Genomic DNA, 22,544 nt, shown 5'->3' with positions numbered 1-22,544 from the left:
ATGTGAAACACAATACGTTGGATCGACTTCAGCGGGAGGAGGTGACCATGAACGACGACAAGCAGCCGATTACCGACGACGTCTTCTACATCGAAGAGCTCGACAACGCAACGCACCTGATCACGGTCCGCACGTAGGACGATTCCGGTGCTGGGAGGGTCGTTTCGTCCTCCCAGCACCTTGAACCGAGAGAACTGATGAACTCGTACAAGGTCCGGCCTGGCTGGTCGATCATCCACACCCAGGCGGACGAACTCCGATTCGCTGGTGAGGCCCGGCAGTTCACCGTTCGTATGCCCGGCGGCGTCGAACTCCTGCTCGACGCGCTCCGGCTTGCCGAGGAGCCGTCTCATCGGGTTGAGCGTGTGATCCGCGAACTCGAACGACTCGGCGTTGTCATGCGATCGCCCGGTGACCGCGACATTGCTGGGCGATGTGCCCGGCAGCTCGAGTACTTTGACGCGTTCGGCGACGATTCCGCTGCGATCCAAGCGCGGCTCGAACGGGCCCGGTTGCTGCTCCTCGGCCTTGGTGGCACCGGATCCGAGTTCCTCAGGCACATGGTCGGGGTCGGGGTGCGGGACTACCTCCTCGTTGACCAGGACGCCGTCGAGGAGAGCAACTTCAACCGACAGAGCTTGTACACCTACAGTGATGTCGGATTGCCGAAGGTCGTCGCTGCGCAACGCTACGTCGAGAGCCGACTCACCCGAGCACGCTGCGACACGCTGCACACACGCGTGCGAGCAGACGACCAGCTCCGCCAGCTGATCCGCTCGTTCGACCCGACACTCCTGATCGTGGCGATCGATGACCCCGTGGACATCTCCAGAGACGTTGCGGCTGCGGCGGCCGGACTCGGAGTGCCCTTCCTCATCGCTGGGGTCGGAGTACGGCAGGGGCGGATCTACCCCGTCTCGCACGCGCCGGGGCCGGAGACGTCGTTCTGCGGAACGGATGCTTCCCTGGCCACGACCAATGCTGTGGTCGCTGCGCTTGCTGCCCATCGCGCGGTCGAGTTCCTGAGCGGCACGAATCTGCCCTTCGAGGTGCTCGATGCGTGAAACGCTCGATCTCGTTCTCGATCGTCGCCCTGACGGGGTCGGCCTGCAGGCGCGCGATTGGGCGGGTATGCAGGTGAGCAGGCTGTGGAGCGTGCCGCTCTTCGAATCGGTGACGCAGACCAACGAGTACCGCAACGTGGGCGCGTCGCTCATCACTCGACTCGACGCGCACGACTGGCGGATCGAGGTCGACATCGCGCGGGTCGGCTCCGCGGCACAGGTCCTCGAAGCCTGGCGCACCAGCGCGAGCATCCGCGGAGCTGCTGCCTTCCACTTCCTGACGTCAGTGCAGGCAGAAGGGGAGGGCACCATGCGGATCACGACTCGTGCACCCTACGCCGACATCCGGCCCTTCTTCGATGCCTACGACCTCTGGATCGGGCTCGGATCCGCGAGTGAGGCCGCGCGTGCTCGAGAACGATCGTCGGCGGCAGACCTGTACCCGATCACCTCGAACTCGGAGGTTCGTGTCACGGTGGACTCCGACGGTCGGAGCATGGTTCCGGATCGACGCTGGACCGCCTCGGGTCTGCCAGCGACCTCGGAGCTGAGCGCGCAGGTCTCCACCACCTTGCTGACGTTCGTGACCTTCGCGGAGGGCCCCCGAGGACATCTCGCAACGGTGGACCCCGGTCTCCTTCGAGGCCGACTCGCTCATCGACTCTCCTCCGCGCCAGGATGCGAACCCCTTCACGAACCAACCGTCGCCATCGATTCGACATGGCGGAGAGCAACTCTTCGTTTCGCGGATTTCTCGCCGAACCGGCACGTTGCTCGAGCAATCTGTGATGCCGCCGATGCCACGCTCGGCAAGCCGCGGCTGGCCAGCCGTGCAACGACCTACCGCGAGGATCCCCGTCCCAGATCCGAGCCCGGACTGTTCATGACGATCATCGTGCCGATGAACTCCGCAGGTACCGGATTGCAGCGAACGCTCGCGGCGAGTCCCTGGGCAGCGGTCGGTGACGAAGACCGACGCGCGCGCTTGCATGCCTTGCTCGACCGGGACGATCTCGGCAGGAACTCGGAACCGATCACGAGTCCGAGCGTCCTGGCCGAATGCTCGGGCATCGGTTCGGTAGGCAACTACATCGCTGGCCGATCCAACAACCACGGGTGGAAGCCCCCCGTCTCGAAGATGGGCATCCTGCCCCTTGATGAACTGGAGATCGCATGAGTACCCCGTCGTCTGACACATCTCGCGGACCTCGCCGGGAAGCGGGACTCGCAATCCGTGACGAGGCGATCGCCTTCCTCAGCAGCGACACGTTCGTTCGGAGTCTCGAGGAGGTGTTGCGAGGTGATTCTCTCGCCAGGACGGTCGCGCTCCGGTCGTCCTTTGACTGGCAGGCGGTCCTTCAAGACATGAGATCCGACCCGAAGTGGGCCGAGGAGCGGTGGCGATTGGACGCTGGCGGCGATGTCGAGATCGTGTCAGGCTCGCGATTCGACGCGCTTCCGGCTGCGGAGCGATTCTCATGGTCAGACTCACTCCGGAAACCCGCCCCGGATGCGTACGCGCTTCGAGGGTTGTTGTCCGCGCTGCACAGTGACACGGTCCTCCGTCGCTTCAGTCAGGCCGACGGGCGAAGGTTGCAGTACCGATCCGCTGACATCGCGCGGTATCGACCCGGTCACTACCTTCGGAGACACGACGACCTCTACGACGGACGCGTCTTCGGACTGGTGTTCTTCTTGCACGACCACTGGCCCGACGGGGCCGGAACCCACCTGGTGGCGGAGAAGCCGGACGGGCGATGCGCTGTCGTCGAGCCACGGCCCGGCACGGTCGCGATGATGCGTCTGGCGGGTGAGCACTTCCACCAGGTCGAGCCGAACACGTCAACGGACTGGACCCGGTACTCGATCGCGGTCCACTTCGGGGAAGAACGTGCGTGAACACCACCGACGTCTCCTCGCCACCCTGACGGCATCCGAGATCGGGGGTGCGCTCGGCTTACAGATCACGTACTTCCTCGTCCCCCTGACGGCCGTGCAACTCTTCGAAGCCGGGCCGCTCGCGATCGGAGCCCTGAACCTGGCTGATTCAGTCGCTGCTCTGGCTGTCGGGATCGTCCTCGGCCGGTGGATCGATCGAGCGGGCAGTGTGCGAGCCATGACCGCCGCGAATCTGCTGCGCTTCACGGTCCTGGCGCTGCTCGGTCTGAGCTTGAGCACGGCTCCGCAGATGTGGTTGCTCTACGTCGCCATGCTCTGCATCGGGGTCGCTTCGATCGCCCATGACGCGGGCCTCACCGCGGCCGTCCTGCACCTCGAGGTTCGGTCCGATCACGGTCTCAACCGCATCAATGCTGTGCTGCGCACTGCTTCCACCCTCTCCGAACTCGCTGGTCCAGGCGTCGGGGGACTACTCGTGACATCACTCGGATTCGCGACGGGCGCCGGTCTGGGCTCGCTCACCTTCGGAGTCGCGGCATTCGCGGGGGTGCTCTTCCTCCGGCGTCGATCGGACAGGGCTCGGGACGCCGTTCTGGAGGATCAGGCTCCGCCGCAGCCGCAGCCGCAGCCGCAGCCGCAGCCGCAGCCGCAGCCGCAGCCGCAGCCGCAGCCGCTCCCGAAGCGGACGAACGGTCCGATGAGCGGTGTGCGATTCATCTGGAGCGATGTCGTGTTGCGCAGGCTGTCTATGTCGTCACTGCAGTTCAACCTGTTCAGTGCCGTGTTCCAGGCGGTCTTCCTGATCTACTGCGTGCGTGAGCTCGAGTTCGACGCGGCCGCGATTGCCGTCGTTGCTGTCTCTGCTGGAGGGGGAGCTCTTCTCGGGGCGGTGGCTGCTGCGTCAGCCGCGGTGGCGGCATCTCCCAAGGCCTTCTACTGCTGCGCCTTGGCACTACCGGCCTTCTGTGTTGCCGCTCTGATCTTCGCGGATCGTGTCGAGGACGCCGCTGCACTCGTGATCGTGGCGGGTTCCCAGGCGCTGTTCTCGTTGTGCATGGTCGTCTGCATCGTGCTCTTCAACACCATCCGTCAGGTCAAGAGTCCGGGACACATGGCCGGGCAGATCGCTGCCGCTGAACGCGTTCTCGCGCTCATCGGCGAGATCCCAGGGGCTGTGCTCGGCGGCATCCTCGGTACGGTCTTCCTTCTTGCGCTCCCACTGGCCGTGGCCTCGGTCGGCATGCTCAGCGCTTGTCTCTGGGTCCTCGCGGTCCCCGACTGGTCGTCCAAAGCGTCTACCGACCGGACGGAGACGCAACGCCCCTCGGTGAACTGACCGGGACGTCGTCCGCGCGATCCGGCCAACGGACCCGCGCGATCCGTCCACCCCGAACGCCCGCCCAGTCATCCGAGCGGAGCGTCGGCCACGACGACGGACCCCGCCGCGCCGCCGTGCACCACGACGACGTGACGACCATCGAGACAGGAGAACGAGTTGTACTTCCACAAGCAGGAGCTCCAGTTCAAGGCCACCCCCGACAAGCCCGACGCGGTGTACGCGCGCAAGCTGCAGGAGGTGCTCGGGGGTCAGTACGGCGAGATCTCCGTCGCCCTGCAGTACCAGTTCCAGGCGTGGAACATGCACATCCCGGGCAAGTACCGCGACATGGTGTTCGGCATCGGGGCCGAGGAGATGGGCCACGTCGAGATGCTCGCGACGATGATCGCGCAGCTGCTCGAGAAGAGCCCGCTCGGCATCACCGAGGACGCGCTGCAGGACGACCCGACCGTGGCCGCGATCGTCGGCGGGACCGACGTGCAGCACGCCATCGTCGCGGGTGCAGGCGCCCGTCCGGTCGACAGCAACGGCAACCCCTGGCAGGGTTCCTACATCACCGCGTCGGGCAACCTGCTCGCGGACTTCACGGCCAACGAGAACGCCGAGATGCAGGGCCGTGTCCAGGCTGCCCGGCTCTACCACATGACCGACGACCACGGCGTGCGGGACCTGCTCTCGTTCCTCATCGCCCGCGACACCATGCACCAGAACATGTGGGCGACCGCCGCGGCCGAGCTCCGCGAGCAGGGCGTCGAGGGCTTCCCGGTGCCGAGCAACTTCCCGCAGTCGAAGGAGCACACCGAGTTCAGCTACCAGTACCTCAACTTCTCGGACGGCAAGGAGGCCGGCGACGGCCCCTGGGCGAGCGGCCCGTCGTTCGACGGCAAGGGCGAGTACTCCTACCACGACGGCCCCACGTCGTCGGTGCCGATGCCGCCGCCCACGCACCCGGACGTGCGGTTCTACGGCACGACGGAGCTGCCGAACGTCGTCGAGAAGACCGCGGGGCTCGTGCAGGACAAGCTCAACAAGGAGTGACGGTCCGCCGGTCGCGCGGCCTCACCACCCGACGCGGCCGGGAGACGGACGGGAGGCCCGGTGCCAGCCGGCACCGGGCCTCCCGTGCGTCACGTGGTCACGCCGTCACGACTCCACGCCCACCGTCGCCAGCGCGGCGGTGTCGTCGTCGCGCGGTGCGCGCGCTGGCTCGAAGATGCCGGACCAGAGGCGCGTCGCGCTCCAGAGTGCGATGAGCGCGACCGTGCCGGCAACCGCGGCGAGCCAGGGGAGGAGCGGGACCTGTGCCCACGCGCCGGGCGCGACCAGCCAGGTGAGGAAGTTCCCCGCCGTGCTGCCGGCCGCGCCGAGGAGCACGGCCACCCGACGGTCCAGGCTCGTCGCGACCAGCGCTCCCGTCACGACCGCGACGGCGAGGAAGGCGTTGATGATCGTCGTCACCGCACGCCCCCGGACTACTCGGCGGAACCGCTGCCGACCGCGAGCTGCTGCGCCCCGCCACCGGTGGTGACGTCGATCTTCCGGGGCTTCGCGGACTCCTTGACCGGGATCGTGACGCTCAGCACGCCGTTGTCGTAGGCGGCACTGATGCGCGCGGTGTCGAGGTGGTCGCCGAGCGTCAGCTGCCGGACGAACGTGCCCGGCTGGCGCTCGCGGGTCAGCCACTGCGAACCCTCGGGGGCACCGAGCGTGCGCTCGGCGCGGATGGTGAGCACCGAGCCGTCGACGTCCACGTCCACCGATCCGGGGTCGATGCCCGGCAGGTCGACGTCGAGGACGTAGTGGTCGCCGGTCCGGTACAGGTCCATCGGCATCGAGCGGGGAGCACCGGCGCCGGCACCGAGCAGGGAGCCGGCGAGTCGGTCGAGCTCGCGGAACGGGTCGAACTGCATCGTCATCGAGATCAACTCCTTCGTCCTTGTTGAGTCCCTTCGACTCAACTGCGTCATGTTCTAGCACTCTCCCCTCAGGAGTGCCAAGAGAACGCTCGGAGGGCGCTGGGAGCACCGGGTCGCCGACGATCAGTGGTCGCCGCGGTGCGCGATCTCGCGGTGGAGGTGCTCGAGTGCGGGGAGCGCTGCGGCCAGCGCGGCTCGGTCCTCGGGGGGCAGCCGGTCGAGCGCCTCGACGAGCACGGTGGTCGAGGCGTCGTCGTAGGCGGCGAGTCGTTCCTCGGCGAGGGGTGTCAGGCGGAGTTCGGTCCGGCGTCCGTCACCCGCTGCCAGTCGTCGCTCGAGGAGCCCGGCGGTCTCCATCGCCGACACGAGGTTGCTCACCGTCGAGCGAGCCAGTCCGAGCCGGCCGGCCAGGGCCGAGGGCGTGGTCGTGGTCCCCGTCAGGGCCCGCATCACCTCGACCTGGGCGTCGGGCAGGTCCGGCAGGTCGGCGACCTCGCGCGAGGTGCGGAGGAGGGCGCGTCGGAACGGGCCGATGCGGTCGCTCAGCCTGCGCGCGACCTGCGTCGTGCCGCCCGGTCCGTCCGTACCCTGCACACACGGCAACCTAGCAGCGAGGTCTGTTTGCAACAAAACCAGTTCGGGAGCAAACTCGATGCATGACCACGCAGACCTCCGTCGAGCACCCCGAACCGCCCCAGGACCTCACCGGCATCGTCGGCCACCGGTTCGTCTACACGTACGCCAACGGCTGGCAGTACGAGATGTACGTCAAGAACGCGACGACCATCGACTACCGCATCCACACCGGCCACGTCGGCGGTCGCTGGGTGAAGGACCAGACCGTCGACCTCGTCGCCCTCGCCCCCGGCGTCTACAAGGTGTCCTGGAACGAGCCGACCGGCACCAGCGTCGTCGTCAACGTCGTCCCGGAGCAGCGCGTCCTGCACGGCACGATCTTCTTCCCGCGCTGGATCGAGCTCGACGGGCAGAAGACCGTGCTGTTCCAGAACGACCACCTGGACGACATGCAGCGCTTCCGCGACGAGGGTCCGACCTACCCGATCTACGTCGTGCCGGAGTTCGCGCACATCACGCTGTTCGAGCACGTCGGCGCGGACGACGAGACCGTGATCGACACCGCTCCCGGTGACCTGCCGGCCGGCTGGGCGGACCGGACGAACTGATGTCCGTCGTGCCGCTGCGGGGCGCCGATCCCCGCACCACCCCGACCACGCTCGACCACCACGGTCGGACGGTCCGCGGATGGCAGTGGGAGCCGCAGGACGGTGCGGCCGCGGATGCGCCCGTCGTGCTGCTCGTGCACGGCTTCAGCGACAGTGCGCTCGGCGGGCACCAGCTCTTCGTGCAGACCGCACGACACCTGGTCGCCCGAGGCGCGGTCGTCCGCAGTCACGACCGACTCGGACAGGGCGCCAGTGACGGGGAGTTCGCGGACATCACCATCCGTGACGAGGTGGAGCAGGTCGTCACGATGATCCGCGCCGCCGACCGTGGGCAGGGCGTGCACGTCGTCGCGCACAGCCTGGGGGCCGTCGAGTCGGCGCTCGCCGCGGCGCAGGAGCCCTCGCTCGTCCGGACGCTCACGCTGTGGTCACCCGCCGGCGTCGTCGTGGACGACATCACGGAGCACGACGTGATCCAGGGGCAGCCGCTCGCCCCGGTGCGCGAGCACGGATGGTTCGACTTCGGCGGGATGCCCCTCGGTGGCGCGTTCATCGCCGACGTGCAGGACGACCTCGACGTGTACGGGCCGGTGTCGGGCTACGGCGGACCGGCCGACGTGGTGCACGGCAGCGAGGACGCGATCGTGCCGGTGTCGTACGGTCGCCGGTACGCCGACCTCCTGCCGGGTGCGCGACTCACGGTCGTCGACGGTGCGGACCACGGCTGGTCCTCGGTGCCCTTCCGCGAGCGGCTCCTGGCGCTGCTGGACGAGCGGCTCGGCCTGCGCTGACGCCACCGTCCCGCACGACGCAACGTCGGCGGCAGCTCGCAGCGGTACAGCGCTGCGAGCGACCGCCGACGTTGCGTTCCGCGATCTGCGCCAGGCCGGGCCGGGCCGGGCCGGGCGGACGGAGCCGGTCCGGGGTCAGCTCACCTGACCGGAACGGGCTCCCGACCACAGGTCGACGTCGAGCACGCCGACCGAGTGCTCGTCGATGCGGCGCAGCTCGTCGTCCGTGAAGGACAGGTTGCCGAGCGCCGCGACGTTCTGCTCGAGCTGCTCGACGCGCGACGCCCCGATGACGAGCGAGGTCACCCGCTCGTCGCGCAGTGCCCACGCGAGTGCGAGCTGCGCGAGGCTCTGCCCGCGGTCGGACGCGATGTCGTTCAACGCCCGCAGGTGTCCGACGACCTCGTCCGTCAGGGACCCGGCGTCGAGGGACTTCCCGGCGGCGGCGCGCGAGTCCTCCGGCACGCCGTCGAGGTACCGCCCGGTGAGCAGGCCCTGCGCGAGCGCGGTGAAGCCGATGACGCCGAAGCCCAGGTCGCCCGCGGCGTCGAGCAGGCCCTCGTCCTCGATCCAGCGGTTGAGCATCGAGTACGAGGGCTGGTGGATGAGGAGCGGCGTGCCCAGGTCGCGGAGGATCTCGGCGGCCTGTCGGGAGCGCTCCGCGTCGTAGGACGAGATCCCGACGTAGAGCGCCTTGCCCTGCTGGACCGCGGTGTGGAGTGCGCCCATGGTCTCCTCGAGCGGGGTCGAGGCGTCGAGGCGGTGCGAGTAGAAGACGTCGACGTAGTCCAGGCCCATCCGCTCGAGCGACTGGTCGAGCGAGGCGAGCACGTACTTCCGCGAGCCGCCGCCCTGCCCGTACGGCCCGGGCCACATGTCCCAGCCCGCCTTCGTCGAGATCACCATCTCGTCGCGGTAGGGACGGAAGTCCTCCCGCATGAGCCGGCCGAAGTTCACCTCGGCGGCGCCGTAGGGCGGGCCGTAGTTGTTCGCGAGGTCGTGGTGCGTGATGCCGAGGTCGAACGCCCGGCGGCTGATCGCCCGCTGCGTCTCGAAGGGCTTGTCGTCGCCGAAGTTGTGCCAGTAGCCCAGCGAGAGCAGTGGCAGGTCGAGGCCGGAGCGGCCGGTCCGGCGGTAGGGCATGGAGTCGTAGCGGTCGTCCGCGGCGATGTAGGACATGGGACCCATCCTGGCCCCGCCCTGTCGAGTGCCGCGCGAACCGTACAGAACGCGAAAGGTTCGTTGCACTGATCGTTCGCGTCGTGAAACAGTTCACTCGTCCGACCAGGACGGCAACGACGCAGGAAGGCGGGATCAGTCATGCACAGCACGTACTCCGGGATGCCGCGCACCACACGGATGTCCGCGACCCACACGCGGGTCGGCCTGACCGACCCCGCCGTGATCGACGCCTGGGTGTCCCGGCGCATCCAGGACCCGTCGCTCCTGTCGACGCGCAGCGAACCGTCGTACGCTGACTTCTTCACGGCGCCCACCGCGTAGCCACCCGCTCCGACCGGATCCGCCCGACAGAGAGACCCCACCAGCCGATGCCCCTGACCGTCGTCCGCCGTGAGCACGTCCACCTCTACGCCAGGGAGCCGCGGTCGAAGGCCGCGAAGGTCGCCGTCGACGCGCTCCTGCGTCTGCAGCACGTCGAGGAGCAGCAGCTCGAGCAGGCCCGCACCGAGAGCGGCCTGACGAAGAACGAGTTCCTGACGGTGCGGTACATGCTGCAGGCGCACCGGGACGGTCGGGCGATGGGCCCGAAGGACCTCGCCGTCATGCTCAACGTCTCGAACGCGTCGGTCACGAAGATCGTCGACGGGCTCGCGGCGAAGGGCGACATCGTCCGCGTGCCGCACCCCACCGACCGACGGGCGCAGGTGCTCGAGCCGACAGTGCAGGCCGCCGAGAAGATCGACTCGTCGTACGCCCGGTTCCACGAGGCCGTGGTCGGCGTGATGGACCACCTGTCGAGCGAGGACAACGAGGTGCTCGCGCGCTGCCTGTCGCAGATCACCGACGCCCTCGCCGTCGGGACCCCGACACCCGTCGACGAGTACACGGTCGACCCCGACGGCGCTGCGGAGCCGAACGACTCCTAGCGGCGACCGCAGGGTGGCGCGAAAACCTTCCAGCGGTAAGTTGGGGGGATGACGCACGAGGTCGACGACGACGGCGCGACCCCGCCCCGACGCGGTGGGTACCGCAAGGGCGCCGAACGCCGTGCGCAGATCCTCGACGAGATGATCCGCATGGTCGCGGCGCAGGGCGTCGACGCGTCGTCGCTCCGCTCGGTCGCCGACGCGCTCGGGATCACCCACGCGGCGCTCCGGCACTACTTCCCGAGCCGTGACGAACTGCTGCTCGCCGTCTACCGCGAGCACGAGGTGCGTGAGCAGGACGCCCCGGACCGCCTGCGGTCCGCGATCGGCGACATGCGGGAGAGCGCGTCGCGGAACCGCGCGGTCCCCGGGCTCGTGCAGCTCTACACGACGCTCGCGGCCGACGCCGTGCAGGAGGGGCACCCCGCCACGCGCGACTTCATGCGCGAGCGCTTCACGCGGCTCCGCGCCGACCTCGCCGAGCTGATCGCCGCGGACCAGGCCGCCGGACGGATCCGGGCCGACCTGGACCCGGTCGACCTGGCCAGCCTCGGCATCGCCGCGTCCGACGGCCTGCAGGTGCAGTGGCTGCTCGACCCGGAGGCGGTCGACGGCGAGCGGGTGCTCCGCCTGCTCGAGTCGATCATCCCCGCCGCGGACGACTGAGGCGGCTCCGCGCGGCCGGACCCGTCGCCGGTGCGCCACCAGCGACGGACGGGAGGCGCGTGGCGGTGCCGCCACGCGCCTCCCGTCCGTCGGTCGCCCCGTTCAGGACGCCGGCGCACCGTCCGCGATGTTCGCCGTGATCGCGTCGACGTACGCCGCGCGTTCCTCGCGGCTGTGGGGGCGACCCGGCACACCGGGCCGTTCCTCCCACGGGCGCGGGCCGGACTCGTGCCGGTACGCGACGCCGAGCGCGTCGAGCCGGGCGAGGTGGTGCGTCAACCGCTGCCGGAACTCCTCGACGTCGCGCGGGCGGGCGACGTCCGCCGACCAGAGCGCCTCGGACAGGGCGACCACGCGCGGGAACAGCTGGTAGTCGAGTCGGCCGACGGTGTCGACGTGCTCGGTCCACATGTTCGCCTGCCCGCCGATGACGTGTGCCCGCTCCGCCTCGGTGAGCTCCGCGGGCACCGGGTCGAAGGCGTACACGTCGTCGACGGTGAGCACGATCGACACCGGGATCGGCTCGTTCGGCAGGTCGCTCTGCCGGTAGTCGAGGTAGACCTGGTCGTCCGGTGTCGAGATGACGTCGTGCCCACGCCGTGCGGCGGTGATCGCTCCCTGCAACCCGCGCCACGAGACGACGGTCGCCGACGGGGACAGCGTGCCGCCCTCGAGGATCTCGTCCCACCCGAACGCCCGGCGTCCGTGCGACTCGAGGTGCGCCGCGAGCTGTCCGACGATCCAGGCCTGCAGCTGCTCCTCGTCCGCGAGGCCGAGCTCCCGGATGCGCTCCTGGGTGCGGGGATCGTCCTCCCACTGGTCCTTCGGGCACTCGTCGCCGCCGAGGCCGATGTACTCGGAGGGGAAGAGCGCGACGACCTCGTCGAGCACGTCCGTGAAGAACCGCACCGTGCTGTCCTCGGCGTTCATCACGTCGTGCGCGATGCCCCACTCGGTCCACACGTCGAGCTGCCGCTCCGGGTGCACGCCGAGCTCCGGGTACGCGGCCAGCGCGGCGCGGACGTGTCCGGGGGTCTCGATCTCCGGCACGACCGTGACGAACCGGTCGGCCGCGTAGGCCACGATCTCGCGGATGTCGTCCTGGGTGTAGGAGCCGCCGTGCGGGCGTCCGTCCTTCCCCGCGACCCGGAGCGTGCCGTCCGCGTCCGGCACGTGTGCGCCGACCTGCGACTCGGTGCGCCACGACCCGACCTCGGTGAGCCGCGGGTACTTCGTGATCTCGATGCGCCAACCCTGGTCCTCGGTCAGGTGGAAGTGCAGGCGGTTGAGCCGGTGCACGGCGAGCTGGTCGACGAGGCGCAGGACCTCGGCCTTCGTGCGGAAGTGCCGGGCGACGTCGAGCATCACGCCGCGCCAGGCGAAGGCCGGGGCGTCCTCGACGACCGTCACCGGGAGCGTCCACCCCTCGGTGCGCACCTGGCCGCGGCGGTACACGTCGGCGGGGAGCAGCTGGAGCAGTGCCTGGACGCCGTAGAAGACGCCGGCAGGGCCACCGCCGGTGACGACGACGCCCTCGGCGGTGACCTCCAGCCGGAAGGCCTCCGAGCGGTCACCGCCGGGGCCCTCCGGCAGGTCGCTCGGGTCGGCGGCGACCCGGAGGGCGACCAGGGGGACGTCGGTCGCGCCGGCGGCGCCGAACAGGGGGAGACGGGTGGAGGCGCGCAGGACCTGCTGCAGGTACTGCGCGACCGGCTCGGCCGCGGGGTCGGCGGTGACGCGGGTCCGCTCGTCGAGGGTGAACGAGCCGGCGCCGTCGACGCGGGAGCGGGGGCGGGGGATGAGCATGCGGTGCTGTCCTTCCGGGGTGGTCGGGGACGGATCGGGATGGTCAGAGGCGGAACGGGTTCGTGCGGGTGACGGCGAGCAGGTACCAGGCCGTCGCACCGGTGTGCAGGCTCGAGTGGTAGAGGTCGCCGAACCCGGTGTCGAGTCCGTCGGACGACGCCGAGACGATGCCCTTCCCGTCGCCGTTCGCCTGCGTGCGCTGCGCGAGCTGGACGCTGTCGAGGACCGAGGCGGACCGGGTGCGGTCCGTTCGCGTGCCCCGTGCCTCCAGGGCGAGCGCCAGCTGACCGGACCCCTCGAACCAGACCTTGCTGACGTCCGTGTCCGAGAAGGACGGGCCGGTGTACGGACCGTCGTGGGCGATGAGGTGGTCGAGCACCCAGGTGACCGATGCGGAGTACCGGCGATCGAGCGTGGCGAGGTACGCCCAGACCTGCACGTCCTCGGGGATCGGCGTGCGGTTGATCGTCGTGCCGTCCGGGTCGGTGCCGGTCCACAGGTGCCCGTCGGTCCGGTCCTGCATCGCGCGGACGAAGGACTCCGCCAGGGTCGCTCGTCGGGACCAGGTGCGGTCGCCGGTGAGCCGGGCGAGCTGGGTGAAGAACGCCGTCACGTCGATGTTGTGCTCGGTCGACTTGTAGGTGATCGGCTGGTCGTCGGCGTTCCGTCCGCCCGTGTACCCGGCGGGCTGTCGTACGTCGTCGCGGGCGTTCGTCTCGATCCAGGTGCCGAGCCGGAGCGCGCCGTCGAGGAACCGACGTTCCCGGGTGACCACGAACAGGCGGCAGAACGCCATGCCGACCCACGACTGGTTCCCCGTGTAGGCGGCGGGGGAACCGATGTCGATCGGACGCGGGGGCGTCGCGACGGGGAAGGTGTCGGGTTGGTACGAGGCCCGGGTCCGACCGTCGCCGATCGGGTCCGCAGCCTGCAGCGCCAGCAGGGTGTCCCCGAGCACCGTGGCCCGCTGGACGTCGCGGTGCCGGCCCCGGCCGAGCCAGGCCAGCACCATGAGGGCATCGTCGTAGGCGAACGACGACACGAACTCGGTGGGCAGCGACGCGAAGTACCCGCCGAAGTAGCTGCGGGGGAGGCGGAGCTCCGTGCCGGAGCCGTACTCGTCCATGCGGAGGTCGAGGTACTCGTAGGCGAGGTCGCGGGAACGGGCGCGCGACACCGGACCGGTCGGGGGTCGAGCACCCCCGCGCGGTACGGTCGGCGGCGTCGCGGCGGCGATGCCCGGGGCGCCGAGCGTGACCGCGGCGGACGCGACGGTCGCCGCGGCGCCGAGCACGATCCCTCGGCGCGTCAGCGTGCCGCTCGCTCGGGGGCTGTCGTGGTCGGAGGGACGGGATGTTCCGGTCATGGCGTGCTCACTTCCGCTGCGTCGGGACGCGATCGGTGGGTTCGAGGCTTCGGTGGTGCGGGCGGCCGGTCGACCGCGGTCAGGCGGTCGAGACGGCTGGCTCGACCGCGGTCAGGCGGTCGAGACGGCCGGCGCGGGCGCGAGGAACGCGGCCCCGAGTGCGGCGAGCGGACGGTCGACGGGGGCGATGTGGACCCTGGACGACAGGTCGAGCGAGGCGGCGAAGGGGGACGTGCGCGCGGCGCCGTCGAAGCCGGCGCGGACGCGGGCGAGCAGGCGTTCGCCGAGGGTGGCGAGCCCACCGCCGACGACGACCGACTCGACGTCGGCCGTGACGACGAGGATGCGCACGGCCGATGCGAGGCCCGAGACGAAGCGGTCGCGGACGGCGACGGCAGCGGGATCACCCGCGTCGGCCGAGTCGAACAGGGCCGTCGCTGCGGAGCTGCCGTGGCCCGGCCACGCGACTGCCAGGGCGGACCCCGATGCGAGGGTCTCGAGGCAGCCGCGCTGACCGCACACGCAGGGCTGCCCGTCCGGCACGACCGGGATGTGCCCGACCTCGCCGGCGTTGCCCCGTGCTCCGCGCCACAGGCGCCGGTCGACGACGAGTCCGGCGGCGAGTCCCGTCCCGATGTTCAGGTACGCGTGCGGCCCGTCGAGCTGCATCGCCTGCGCGGCACCGAGCGCGGCGACGTTCACGTCGTTCTCGACCTGGACCGCCGCGCCCGTCGCAGCGGCCACCAGCGGACCGAGTGCGACCTCCGAGAGCCCGAGGTTGACAGCGTGTCGCACCCAGCCGGTCTCGTGGTCGACCAGACCGGGGACACCGATGCCGATCGTGTCCGCGGTCGAGCGCGTCCGGACCTCGAGCGATCGGACGACGGCGAGCGTCTCGGCCACCACCGCGTCGGGCCCGAAGCCGGTCGGGACCCGGACCCGATCGACCACGTCGCCCGCCGGTGAGACGGCGACGGCGTCGATCTTCGTCCCGCCGATGTCGAGGCCGATCCTCATGGTGCTCCCGTCCTGGGGGTGCGCGGCCTCGTCAGCGAGGACGCGGCGTCAAGGCTGCGCATGCGGGTTAGTAAACACGCCTAACTCGACGCTGGCAAGAGCGTGTCGAGCAGTGTTTCCGCGAGATCACGGGGCTGTTACGGCTTCAGATCGGTGCTTGACATCGGATTAGGAACGGTCCTTTACTAAGGCAACCACTCGGAGGGAGGAACCCCATTGGCGAACGACACGGATGCTCCGGCACCCTTCGCGGCGCAGGTACGGCGTCAACGGAGCAAGGCCCTGCCGCAGCACAGCCGGGCGCTCAACCGCTCCCTGATCCTGCAGACGCTCTTCACCGACGGCGCGATGAGCCGAGCGGACCTCTCCCGGCACTCGGGGCTCACCCGGCCGACCGTCTCCGGTCTGGTCGCCGAACTCGAGGCCGATGCCCTCGTCACCGAACTCGGGCCCCGCGAGGACCTGCGCGTCGGGAAGCCCGCGACCCTGATCAACCTGAACGTCGACGCCTTCCACATCGTCGTCGTGGACCTCTCCGTCCCCGACCACTTCGTCGGGGCGGTCACGAACCTGCGTGGCGACGTCGTCGACAGCGCGAAGATCGAGGTCGACGGTGCCGTCGGGGACCAGGCCCTCAACCGCATCATCCGACTCGTCGAGCGCCTGGCGGCGACGACGTCGCGTCGCCTGCTCGGGATCGCCGTCGGGTGCCCCGGCGTCATCGACGAGACGGGCACGGTCCTCGACTCGGTCGCACTCGGGGGCGGCTTGCCCCTGCAGCGGCAGCTCGCCGAGCACTTCCGGCTCCCGGTGCACGTCCTCAACGACGCGAACGTCGCGGCGCTCGGCGTCCACGCCTTCGAGGTCGACCCGACCCGGGACGTGCTCGTCGTCGCGCTCGAGCACGGCGTGGGGACGGGGATGGTGCTCGGCGGACGACTCGTGCTCGGTGAGCGCTACGCGGCAGGTGAGATCGGCCACCTGACGATCGACGAGGACGGCGAGCCGTGCCCCTGCGGGCGCCGTGGGTGCCTCGAGGTGATCATCGGGGCCGACCACCTGGCTCGGCGGCTCGACGCTGCCCCCGTCGCCGACCGTGCCGGCCTCCTCCGGTCTGCGGGGGACACCCTCGGCCGGGTGCTCGCTCCGATCGTCAGTGCTGTGAACATCACCGAGATCGTCGTCACCGGGCCCGCCGACCTCGTCGAGGGTCCCCTCGTGCAAGCCGTGCACGACACCGTCTCGGCCCGCACGCTCGCGAGCGTGGGTGACGACCTCGCCGTGACGGCCACGTCCACCAACAGCGACCTGATCCTCCGGGGCGGGGCAGCGTTCCTGCTCGCCGCGGAGCTCGGGGTCAGCTGATCCGACACAGCAGAACGACCACCAAGGAGAAGCAATGCGTACGAAGAAGTTCGCGGCAGCAGCTGCCGTGGCCCTGACCGTCGCCCTCGGGGTGACCGCGTGCTCCAGCGCCGGCAACACCGGTGCTGGTGGCAGCGGTGGCACCAAGGAGATCGGGGACGTCAAGGGGGACGGCAAGACGCTGACCGTGTGGGCGATGACCGGGGACTACTCCGACAAGACCATCGCCGCGATCAACGACCAGTTCGAGAAGGAGACCGGCGCGAAGGTCAAGGTGCAGATCCAGCAGTGGGACGGCATCACGACCAAGGTCTCGACCGCGCTGGCCACGAACACGCCGCCGGACGTCCTCGACCTCGGCAACACGCAGGTCGCGAGCTACGCAGCGAACGGCGCGTTGCTGGACCTCACCCCGTACGAGTCGGACCTGGCACAGGGGCAGACCTGGCTCGACGGCCTGTCCGACCCGGCCACGGTGGAGGGCTCGCTCTACGGCGTCCCCGGTTTCGCCGGCGCCCGATCGGTCATCTACAACAAGCAGATGTGGAAGGACGCCGGCATCACGGAGGTCCCGACCACCTACGAGGAACTGACGGCCGACCTCGACAAGGTCAAGGCAGCGAACACCGCGAAGGACTTCTCCGCCTTCTACATGCCCGGTCAGTACTGGTACGCCGGGATGCAGTTCGTCTGGGACGCGGGCGGTGACATCGCGACCGAGGACGGCGGGACGTGGAAGGCCGGGTTCGGCGACGCGAAGGCGCAGCAGGGCCTCGAGGACTTCCGGGCGTTCGCGAACGCGTACTCGACGAAGGCCTCGGCCACCCTCAACACCGACAGCCCGGACATGAACCAGGTCTTCGCGGACGGCAAGACATCGGCCATCCTCAGCACCAGCGGCACGCTCGGGCTCATCGAGCAGGCGAACCCGGAGATGACGGCGGACACGATGGGCACCTTCCCGTTCCCGGGGAAGTCCGGGAAGACACAGCCGGTCATGCTCGGTGGATCGGACTGGGGCATCGCAGCGAAGTCCGGCAACACCGACCTGGCGCTCAAGTGGGTCGAGATCGCGTCGAGCCCGGACGTCCAGAGCAAGTACGTCTACGGCGACAACGGCTGGATCCCGAACAGCACCGAGGGCATCAAGGCCGCCGACTCCAGCCTGAGCGAGATCAACAAGGCCTTCTTCACCGCGGCGTTGAACTCGAAGGCGACCCCGGCCAACGCCCGGTGGGCCGACCTCGAGGGTGACCAGAGCATCAACACCCTCTTCTCGAGCATCGTCTCCGGTTCGAAGACGCCGGAGGAAGCCGCGGCGACCTTCGACAAGGCCGCCGACGACGTCCTGAACAAGCAGTAGGACGACCCACCAGGACGGTGCGGGCGCCGTCGTCACGCGACGGCTCCCGCACCGCCCGCCCCGACCGGAAAGGCCAGACGTGACCGTCTCAGCCACCCGCCCGAGCACGGAGCGCCGCAGCCGCCCCGACCGCTCGCCCGGGGATCGTCCCGGCGGCGCTCCGCAGCGCCGGGCAACCCGCTCGTTCGCCCCCCTCTGGCTCCTGACCCCAGCAGGGCTCGTGCTCGTCTTCGTGACGGTCGCCCCCATCGTCTTCCTGGTCTTCACGTCGTTCACCGACTACGACCAGCGCTCGCTCTTCACCGGTGCGTACGACGCCGTCGGGCTGGCGCAGTACGGGCAGATCCTCTCCGACCCGGCCTTCTGGGCATCGCTCGTCCGCACCGTGCTGTTCACGGCGGCGATGGTCCTCGGGAGCATCCTGATCGGCGCGGGCGTCTCGCACCTGATGACCCGGCTGGGCGTGGTGCTCCGCTACGCCGTCACGATCGTCCTGATCTGTGCGTGGGGCATGCCGAACGTGGCGTCCTCGCTCGTGTGGAACTGGCTCTTCCAGCCGGGCTACGGGGTCGTGAACTGGGCGCTCACGCAGCTCCGGGTCTTCGGTGACATGACCGACACCGACTGGGGCAACAGCGCCGGCCTGGCGTACACGTCCATCTGGATGCTCGTCGTCTGGCAGGCGGTGCCCTTCATCGCGCTCACCCTGTACGCCGCCGAGACGCAGATCCCGATCGAGGTGAAGGAGGCCGTCCGGCTCGACGGCGGCTCCGAGTGGACGGTGTACCGCGTCGTCACGATCGAGTACCTCCGACCGACCCTGCTCCTCGTCACGATGCTCTCGATCATCTGGGACTTCAACGTCTTCAACCAGATCTGGCTCGTCTCGCAGGGCGGTCCGGACGGTGCGACGTCCACCCTCGGTGTCTTCACCTACGTCACCGCATTCGTCGGGCACGACATCGGGACCGGCTCGGCGGTCGCCGTGATCGCGGCGCTGATCCTCATGGCGCTCAGTGCCCTCTACATCCGGAACCTCGTCCGATCGGGAGAAGAGCTGTGACCACCGCGATGCCGACGGGCGTCCCCGTCCGAGCCGACGTCCCCGCAGCCGTCCCCACCCCCGAGGGCGTCGCGGCGACGAGACGCATCCGCCGTCGCCGACGCCCCGTGCGCTGGATCAGCAGCTCCATCGCGATCGTGTTCTGCGTCGTCTGGATCTTCCCGGTCTACTGGATGATCAACACGGCTTTCAAGCCCCGCTCCGAGGCCCTGACCAGCACCCCGCTCTTCGCTCCGGCTCACCCCACGCTCGACAACTTCGTGACGGCCTTCACCCGAGCGGACTTCCTGGTCTACCTGGGCAACTCGACCATCGTCGTGGCAGGGGCCGTCGTGCTCTCGCTGGCCCTGGGCATCCTGGCGTCGGCGGCACTCTCGCGGTTCCGGTTCCGTGGCCGTCGCGCGATCCTCGTCACGATCCTGCTCGTCCAGATGCTGCCGGGGACCGCACTGCTCATCCCGCAGTTCCTCATCTTCAACCAGGTCGGCCTCACCGGTACCTACGCGGGGCTGATCCTGGCCTACGTGGCTGCGGTGCTGCCGTTCTCGATCTGGGTCATGCGCGGCTTCTTCCTCGCGATCCCGATGGAGGTCGAAGAGGCAGCGCGCATCGACGGTGCCAGTACGTGGCAGGTCCTGACGAAGGTGCTCTTCCCCCTGGTGATGCCGGGCATGATCGCGACGAGCGTCTTCGCGTTCATCGCCGCGTGGAACGACTACATCGTCGCGTACACGTTCATGCAGGACCAGGCGCACTACACGCTGCCCGTGTGGCTCGCGTCGTTCACCACCCAGACGACCGGCACCGACTTCACCGGTCAGATGGCCGCGTCCGTGCTGTTCTCGCTGCCGGTCGTGGTGTTCTTCATGATCATCCAGCGCAACCTGGTCTCGGGGATGTCGGCGGGAGCGGTGAAGGGCTGACTCGACGGACGGGAGGCACGGTGCGGGCCCGCACCGTGCCTCCCGTCCGTGCGCGTCAGGTGCGCGGCGCCGGGTCGGGTTCCCCGAGCAGCCGGGTCGTCCAGTCGGCGAGGGCCGCGACCGCCGACCGCGAGACCGCCGCTCCCGGCACCATGCTCGTGAAGCCGTGGAACGCACCCGGCCACACGTGCAGCTCGGCGTCGACCCCGGCGGCCCACAGCGCGCTCGCGAACGCCACGGTCTCGTCGCGGAAGACCTCGGCGCTGCCGCAGTCGACGTAGGTGCGGGGGAGTCCGGACAGGTCCTCGGCGCGCGCCGGTGCCGCGTACGGGGAGACGTCGTCGGTGCCCCGGCGCTCGCCGAGGTACGCGCCCCAGCTGAAGTGCATCGCCTGGCGGTCGGCCACGCCGACGCCGTCGATCTGCCGGGTCGACACGGAGGCATCGCGGTCGTCGAGCATCGGGGAGACCAGGACCTGCGCGAGGACCTCGGGGCCGCTGCGGTCCCGGGCAAGCAGGACGGTCCCCGCGGCGAGGCCCCCGCCGGCGCTCTGGCCGGCGACGACGATGCGCGCCGGGTCGATGCCGAGCTCGTCGGCGTGCTCCGCGACCCAGACGAGTCCGGCGTAGCAGTCCTCGACCGGGGTCGGGTCGGGGTGCTCCGGGGCGAGACGGTAGTCCGCGCTGACCAGCACGACGTCGTGGTCGAGCAGCCAGTCGTCGTACGATTCGAGGTTGCCGAGGTGGTGGCCCATCACCATGCCCCCGCCGTGGATCGTGTAGACGCCCGTGGTCGGACCGGTCCGGCCGGCGCGCTGGATGACCGCGAGGTCGATCGGGTCACCGCCGTGTCCGGGGACGGTGATGCGCCGCCGCTCGAGCCCGCGGGCGCGCAGGCGGTCGTCGAGCTCCTGCTCGGTGATCTCGAGCGCACGCATGCGGGGGAGGGCTGCGGCGTCGATCGTGAAGGGACCGCGGGCCTCGAGTGCGGTGAGGAAGACGCCGAGTTCGGGGTCGAAGGGCGGTCGGGGCGTGGTGGTCTCAGGCACGGGAGGACTCCTGGTGGTGGTCGGCGGAAGTGGACGAGGAAGAGGAAGAGGAAGAGGTCGGCATCGGCGGGGTCGGGGTCGGTTCCGGCGTGCCGACGGCGCGTCGCGCGCGGAGCACCCCGACGGCGACGAGCAGCGCCGCGATCACGGTGATCACGGCCCCGGCGACCTGCAGCGCACCGACGACGGCGGCAGCGTGCGCAGCCGTGGTCCGGGCGACGGTCACGCTGCCGGGGACGAGCGCGGCGAGCACCGTCCCGGTCGCAGCGATCCCCACCGCCGTGGCGAGTTCGCTCGCGGTGTCGACGAGTGCCGCCCCGATCGACGTGCGGTCCGTCGGGAGCCCGGACAGGACACTCGCGCCGGCGACCGCTCCGACGACACGCATCCCGGCCGCGACGAGCACGAGGGCGACCGCGACCGCCGGGTACCCGGTGCGCCCGGACAGGGTGAACACGGCGAGCCCGACGACGACGGCCGTCGCGCTCGTCCACGCGGCCCGATCGAGCCCGACCCGCCGGACGACGGGCCCGACGAAGCGGCCGCTCGCGAGGAGCACCACGACCTGGGGCAGGGTGCCGAGCGCGGCGAGGGCCGGCGGCCACCCCCACGCAGCCTGCAGCTGCAGGGTCACCGCGTAGGACAGCCCGGCGGTGGCGAGCCCGGCGGCGGCCTTGTACGCCAGCCCGCTCGCGACGAGGGGCCGCGCCACCAGAGTGAGGTCGAGCAGCGGGTGCGGGGCCGTCCGCTCCCGCACGACGAAGCCCGCGACGGCGGCGACAGTGGCGGTCGCCGCGGCCCAGGTCGGCCAGCCGGTGGTGGACACGGCGAGCGTCGGGGTCACCAGGACGCCGACGACGGCGGCCGTGCCGAGCACGGCGCCGACGAGGTCGAGCGGGTGCCGGTGCAGGTCCGCCGGCCGATCGGCCACGATCCCGGAGCGGATGCCGACGAGCGCGACGAGGGCGATCGGCACGTTCGCCACCAGGAGCACCTGCCACGGCGCCACCGCGAGCACGAACCCGCCGATCGTCGGGCCGACCGCCAGCCCGACGAGCCCGGCGGTCGACACCACGGTCAGCGCCCGGACGCGCAGGTCGTCGGCGGAGAAGAGCCGGAAGGTCAGGGCCATCGAGCCGGGCGTGGTCATCGCGGCGGCGAGGCCCGTGAGGACCCGGACGACGACGAGCTGCTCCACGCTGGTCACCAGGACGGTCGCGGCGCTCGCCGCGGCGAGCAGCACCAGCCCGACGAGCATCGTGCGGCGGCGGCCGAACCGGTCGGCGACCGCCCCGAACAGGAGCATGAGCCCGCCGAACGCGACCGAGTACGCGCTCGAGACCCACTGGAGCGAGGCAGTGGACGCGGCGAGGTCCCGACCGATCGTCGGCAGGGCGACGGTGAGGACCGAGTTGTCGAGCATCTCGAACAGGAACACGGCGGACAGCCCGGACAGGGCGATCCACGTGTCACGGAGACGGGCGGGTGGGGTGTGTGCAGACACGGGTGCACTCCTTCGATGAAGAAGTGGCGACTCCCGTGAGACGCGTGCACGCTCCCGGCCGGTGAGCGGCGCGGGATTTTTCCCTCTGCGAGGAACAGTAGCCGATCAGCGGCACGTGCAGA

The 22,544-nt window shown here is 70.2% G+C and carries 23 protein-coding genes; 14 read left to right on the top strand and 9 right to left on the bottom strand.

Features of this window, described 5'->3' with window-relative positions; genetic code table 11:
• The first annotated feature begins 197 nt into the window (after positions 1-197).
• The 5 genes from ACIP6W_RS05405 to ACIP6W_RS05385 all read left to right on the top strand — a co-directional run bounded on the left by ACIP6W_RS05405 (position 198) and on the right by ACIP6W_RS05385 (position 5,340).
• On the top strand, positions 198-1,064 hold the full coding sequence (locus ACIP6W_RS05405) for a ThiF family adenylyltransferase (RefSeq protein ID WP_400428596.1): 867 nt from the start codon (positions 198-200) through the stop codon (positions 1,062-1,064).
• Positions 1,057-2,241 (top strand): hypothetical protein, encoded by a 1,185-nt coding sequence (locus ACIP6W_RS05400; protein ID WP_251161088.1) that lies wholly within the window; start codon positions 1,057-1,059, stop codon positions 2,239-2,241. Before ACIP6W_RS05405 ends, ACIP6W_RS05400 begins: the two co-directional genes overlap by 8 nt.
• Positions 2,238-2,963 carry a 2OG-Fe(II) oxygenase gene (locus tag ACIP6W_RS05395; RefSeq protein ID WP_400428594.1) on the top strand — a complete coding sequence of 242 codons (726 nt, stop codon included), beginning with the start codon at positions 2,238-2,240 and terminating at the stop codon, positions 2,961-2,963. The genes ACIP6W_RS05400 and ACIP6W_RS05395 overlap by 4 nt, the downstream gene beginning before the upstream one ends.
• Positions 2,956-4,299, top strand: coding sequence for an MFS transporter (locus tag ACIP6W_RS05390; protein WP_400428592.1), 1,344 nt, complete (start codon positions 2,956-2,958; stop codon positions 4,297-4,299). Before ACIP6W_RS05395 ends, ACIP6W_RS05390 begins: the two co-directional genes overlap by 8 nt.
• Before the next feature lie 159 nt (positions 4,300-4,458).
• Positions 4,459-5,340 carry a manganese catalase family protein gene (locus tag ACIP6W_RS05385; RefSeq protein WP_209684732.1) on the top strand — a complete coding sequence of 294 codons (882 nt, stop codon included), beginning with the start codon at positions 4,459-4,461 and terminating at the stop codon, positions 5,338-5,340.
• Between the two features lie 105 nt (positions 5,341-5,445).
• Here the strand turns inward: ACIP6W_RS05385 and ACIP6W_RS05380 are convergent, their stop codons facing one another.
• From ACIP6W_RS05380 to ACIP6W_RS05370, 3 genes are all read right to left on the bottom strand, one after another.
• Positions 5,446-5,760: a hypothetical protein gene (locus ACIP6W_RS05380; RefSeq protein WP_400428590.1), complete on the bottom strand. Its 315-nt coding sequence runs from the start codon at positions 5,758-5,760 to the stop codon at positions 5,446-5,448.
• Between the two features lie 14 nt (positions 5,761-5,774).
• Positions 5,775-6,218, bottom strand: coding sequence for an Hsp20/alpha crystallin family protein (locus tag ACIP6W_RS05375; protein WP_111228184.1), 444 nt, complete (start codon positions 6,216-6,218; stop codon positions 5,775-5,777).
• A gap of 123 nt (positions 6,219-6,341) precedes the next feature.
• The gene (locus ACIP6W_RS05370; RefSeq protein ID WP_081984511.1) at positions 6,342-6,812 is read right to left on the bottom strand and encodes a MarR family winged helix-turn-helix transcriptional regulator; all 471 of its coding nucleotides are present in this window, start codon (positions 6,810-6,812) and stop codon (positions 6,342-6,344) included.
• 62 nt (positions 6,813-6,874) lie between these two features.
• Between ACIP6W_RS05370 and ACIP6W_RS05365 the strand changes: the two genes are divergently transcribed.
• Entirely contained in the window at positions 6,875-7,402 is a 528-nt protein-coding gene (locus ACIP6W_RS05365) for a phenolic acid decarboxylase (protein WP_209684726.1), read from the top strand.
• Positions 7,402-8,193, top strand: coding sequence for an alpha/beta hydrolase (locus tag ACIP6W_RS05360; protein WP_066651209.1), 792 nt, complete (start codon positions 7,402-7,404; stop codon positions 8,191-8,193). The genes ACIP6W_RS05365 and ACIP6W_RS05360 overlap by 1 nt, the downstream gene beginning before the upstream one ends.
• A gap of 135 nt (positions 8,194-8,328) precedes the next feature.
• On the opposite strand, the gene mgrA is transcribed toward ACIP6W_RS05360, so the two are convergent.
• Positions 8,329-9,372, bottom strand: coding sequence for an L-glyceraldehyde 3-phosphate reductase (mgrA, locus tag ACIP6W_RS05355; protein WP_066651210.1), 1,044 nt, complete (start codon positions 9,370-9,372; stop codon positions 8,329-8,331).
• A 141-nt stretch (positions 9,373-9,513) separates the two neighbouring features.
• Here mgrA and ACIP6W_RS05350 point away from each other — a divergent pair, with 141 nt between their 5' ends.
• The 3 genes from ACIP6W_RS05350 to ACIP6W_RS05340 are packed head-to-tail and all read left to right on the top strand — an operon-like array spanning position 9,514 to position 10,967.
• Positions 9,514-9,696, top strand: coding sequence for a hypothetical protein (locus ACIP6W_RS05350; RefSeq protein WP_066651213.1), 183 nt, complete (start codon positions 9,514-9,516; stop codon positions 9,694-9,696).
• Positions 9,697-9,743: 47 nt separating this feature from the next.
• Entirely contained in the window at positions 9,744-10,301 is a 558-nt protein-coding gene (locus tag ACIP6W_RS05345) for a MarR family winged helix-turn-helix transcriptional regulator (RefSeq protein WP_066651217.1), read from the top strand.
• Positions 10,302-10,349: 48 nt separating this feature from the next.
• On the top strand, positions 10,350-10,967 hold the full coding sequence (locus ACIP6W_RS05340) for a TetR/AcrR family transcriptional regulator (protein ID WP_066651220.1): 618 nt from the start codon (positions 10,350-10,352) through the stop codon (positions 10,965-10,967).
• Between the two features lie 102 nt (positions 10,968-11,069).
• Here the strand turns inward: ACIP6W_RS05340 and ACIP6W_RS05335 are convergent, their stop codons facing one another.
• The 3 genes from ACIP6W_RS05335 to ACIP6W_RS05325 form a co-directional block, all read right to left on the bottom strand.
• Positions 11,070-12,773 carry a beta-N-acetylhexosaminidase gene (locus ACIP6W_RS05335; RefSeq protein ID WP_251154381.1) on the bottom strand — a complete coding sequence of 568 codons (1,704 nt, stop codon included), beginning with the start codon at positions 12,771-12,773 and terminating at the stop codon, positions 11,070-11,072.
• Positions 12,774-12,816: 43 nt separating this feature from the next.
• Positions 12,817-14,139 (bottom strand): hypothetical protein, encoded by a 1,323-nt coding sequence (locus ACIP6W_RS05330; RefSeq protein WP_400428587.1) that lies wholly within the window; start codon positions 14,137-14,139, stop codon positions 12,817-12,819.
• 111 nt (positions 14,140-14,250) lie between these two features.
• The gene (locus ACIP6W_RS05325) at positions 14,251-15,156 is read right to left on the bottom strand and encodes an ROK family protein (RefSeq protein ID WP_251161094.1); all 906 of its coding nucleotides are present in this window, start codon (positions 15,154-15,156) and stop codon (positions 14,251-14,253) included.
• A 216-nt stretch (positions 15,157-15,372) separates the two neighbouring features.
• Between ACIP6W_RS05325 and ACIP6W_RS05320 the strand changes: the two genes are divergently transcribed.
• The 4 genes from ACIP6W_RS05320 to ACIP6W_RS05305 all read left to right on the top strand — a co-directional run bounded on the left by ACIP6W_RS05320 (position 15,373) and on the right by ACIP6W_RS05305 (position 19,870).
• Positions 15,373-16,521 carry an ROK family transcriptional regulator gene (locus tag ACIP6W_RS05320; RefSeq protein WP_251154378.1) on the top strand — a complete coding sequence of 383 codons (1,149 nt, stop codon included), beginning with the start codon at positions 15,373-15,375 and terminating at the stop codon, positions 16,519-16,521.
• A gap of 34 nt (positions 16,522-16,555) precedes the next feature.
• The gene (locus ACIP6W_RS05315) at positions 16,556-17,884 is read left to right on the top strand and encodes a sugar ABC transporter substrate-binding protein (RefSeq protein ID WP_066651228.1); all 1,329 of its coding nucleotides are present in this window, start codon (positions 16,556-16,558) and stop codon (positions 17,882-17,884) included.
• A 79-nt stretch (positions 17,885-17,963) separates the two neighbouring features.
• Positions 17,964-18,947 (top strand): carbohydrate ABC transporter permease, encoded by a 984-nt coding sequence (locus ACIP6W_RS05310; protein ID WP_066651231.1) that lies wholly within the window; start codon positions 17,964-17,966, stop codon positions 18,945-18,947.
• The gene (locus ACIP6W_RS05305) at positions 18,944-19,870 is read left to right on the top strand and encodes a carbohydrate ABC transporter permease (protein ID WP_400428584.1); all 927 of its coding nucleotides are present in this window, start codon (positions 18,944-18,946) and stop codon (positions 19,868-19,870) included. Before ACIP6W_RS05310 ends, ACIP6W_RS05305 begins: the two co-directional genes overlap by 4 nt.
• A 55-nt stretch (positions 19,871-19,925) precedes the next feature.
• Here the strand turns inward: ACIP6W_RS05305 and ACIP6W_RS05300 are convergent, their stop codons facing one another.
• Together ACIP6W_RS05300 and ACIP6W_RS05295 are read right to left on the bottom strand one after the other, a co-directional pair.
• Complete coding sequence (locus ACIP6W_RS05300) at positions 19,926-20,918, bottom strand: alpha/beta hydrolase (RefSeq protein WP_400428582.1); 993 nt, start codon at positions 20,916-20,918, stop codon at positions 19,926-19,928.
• Entirely contained in the window at positions 20,911-22,422 is a 1,512-nt protein-coding gene (locus tag ACIP6W_RS05295) for an MFS transporter (protein ID WP_400428580.1), read from the bottom strand. Before ACIP6W_RS05295 ends, ACIP6W_RS05300 begins: the two co-directional genes overlap by 8 nt.
• Positions 22,423-22,544 lie beyond the last annotated feature (122 nt).

It is taken from the genome of Curtobacterium sp. NPDC088465 (assembly GCF_044753165.1).
GTDB lineage: Bacteria > Actinomycetota > Actinomycetes > Actinomycetales > Microbacteriaceae > Curtobacterium.
This window is presented reverse-complemented; position numbering and strand designations above follow the sequence as displayed.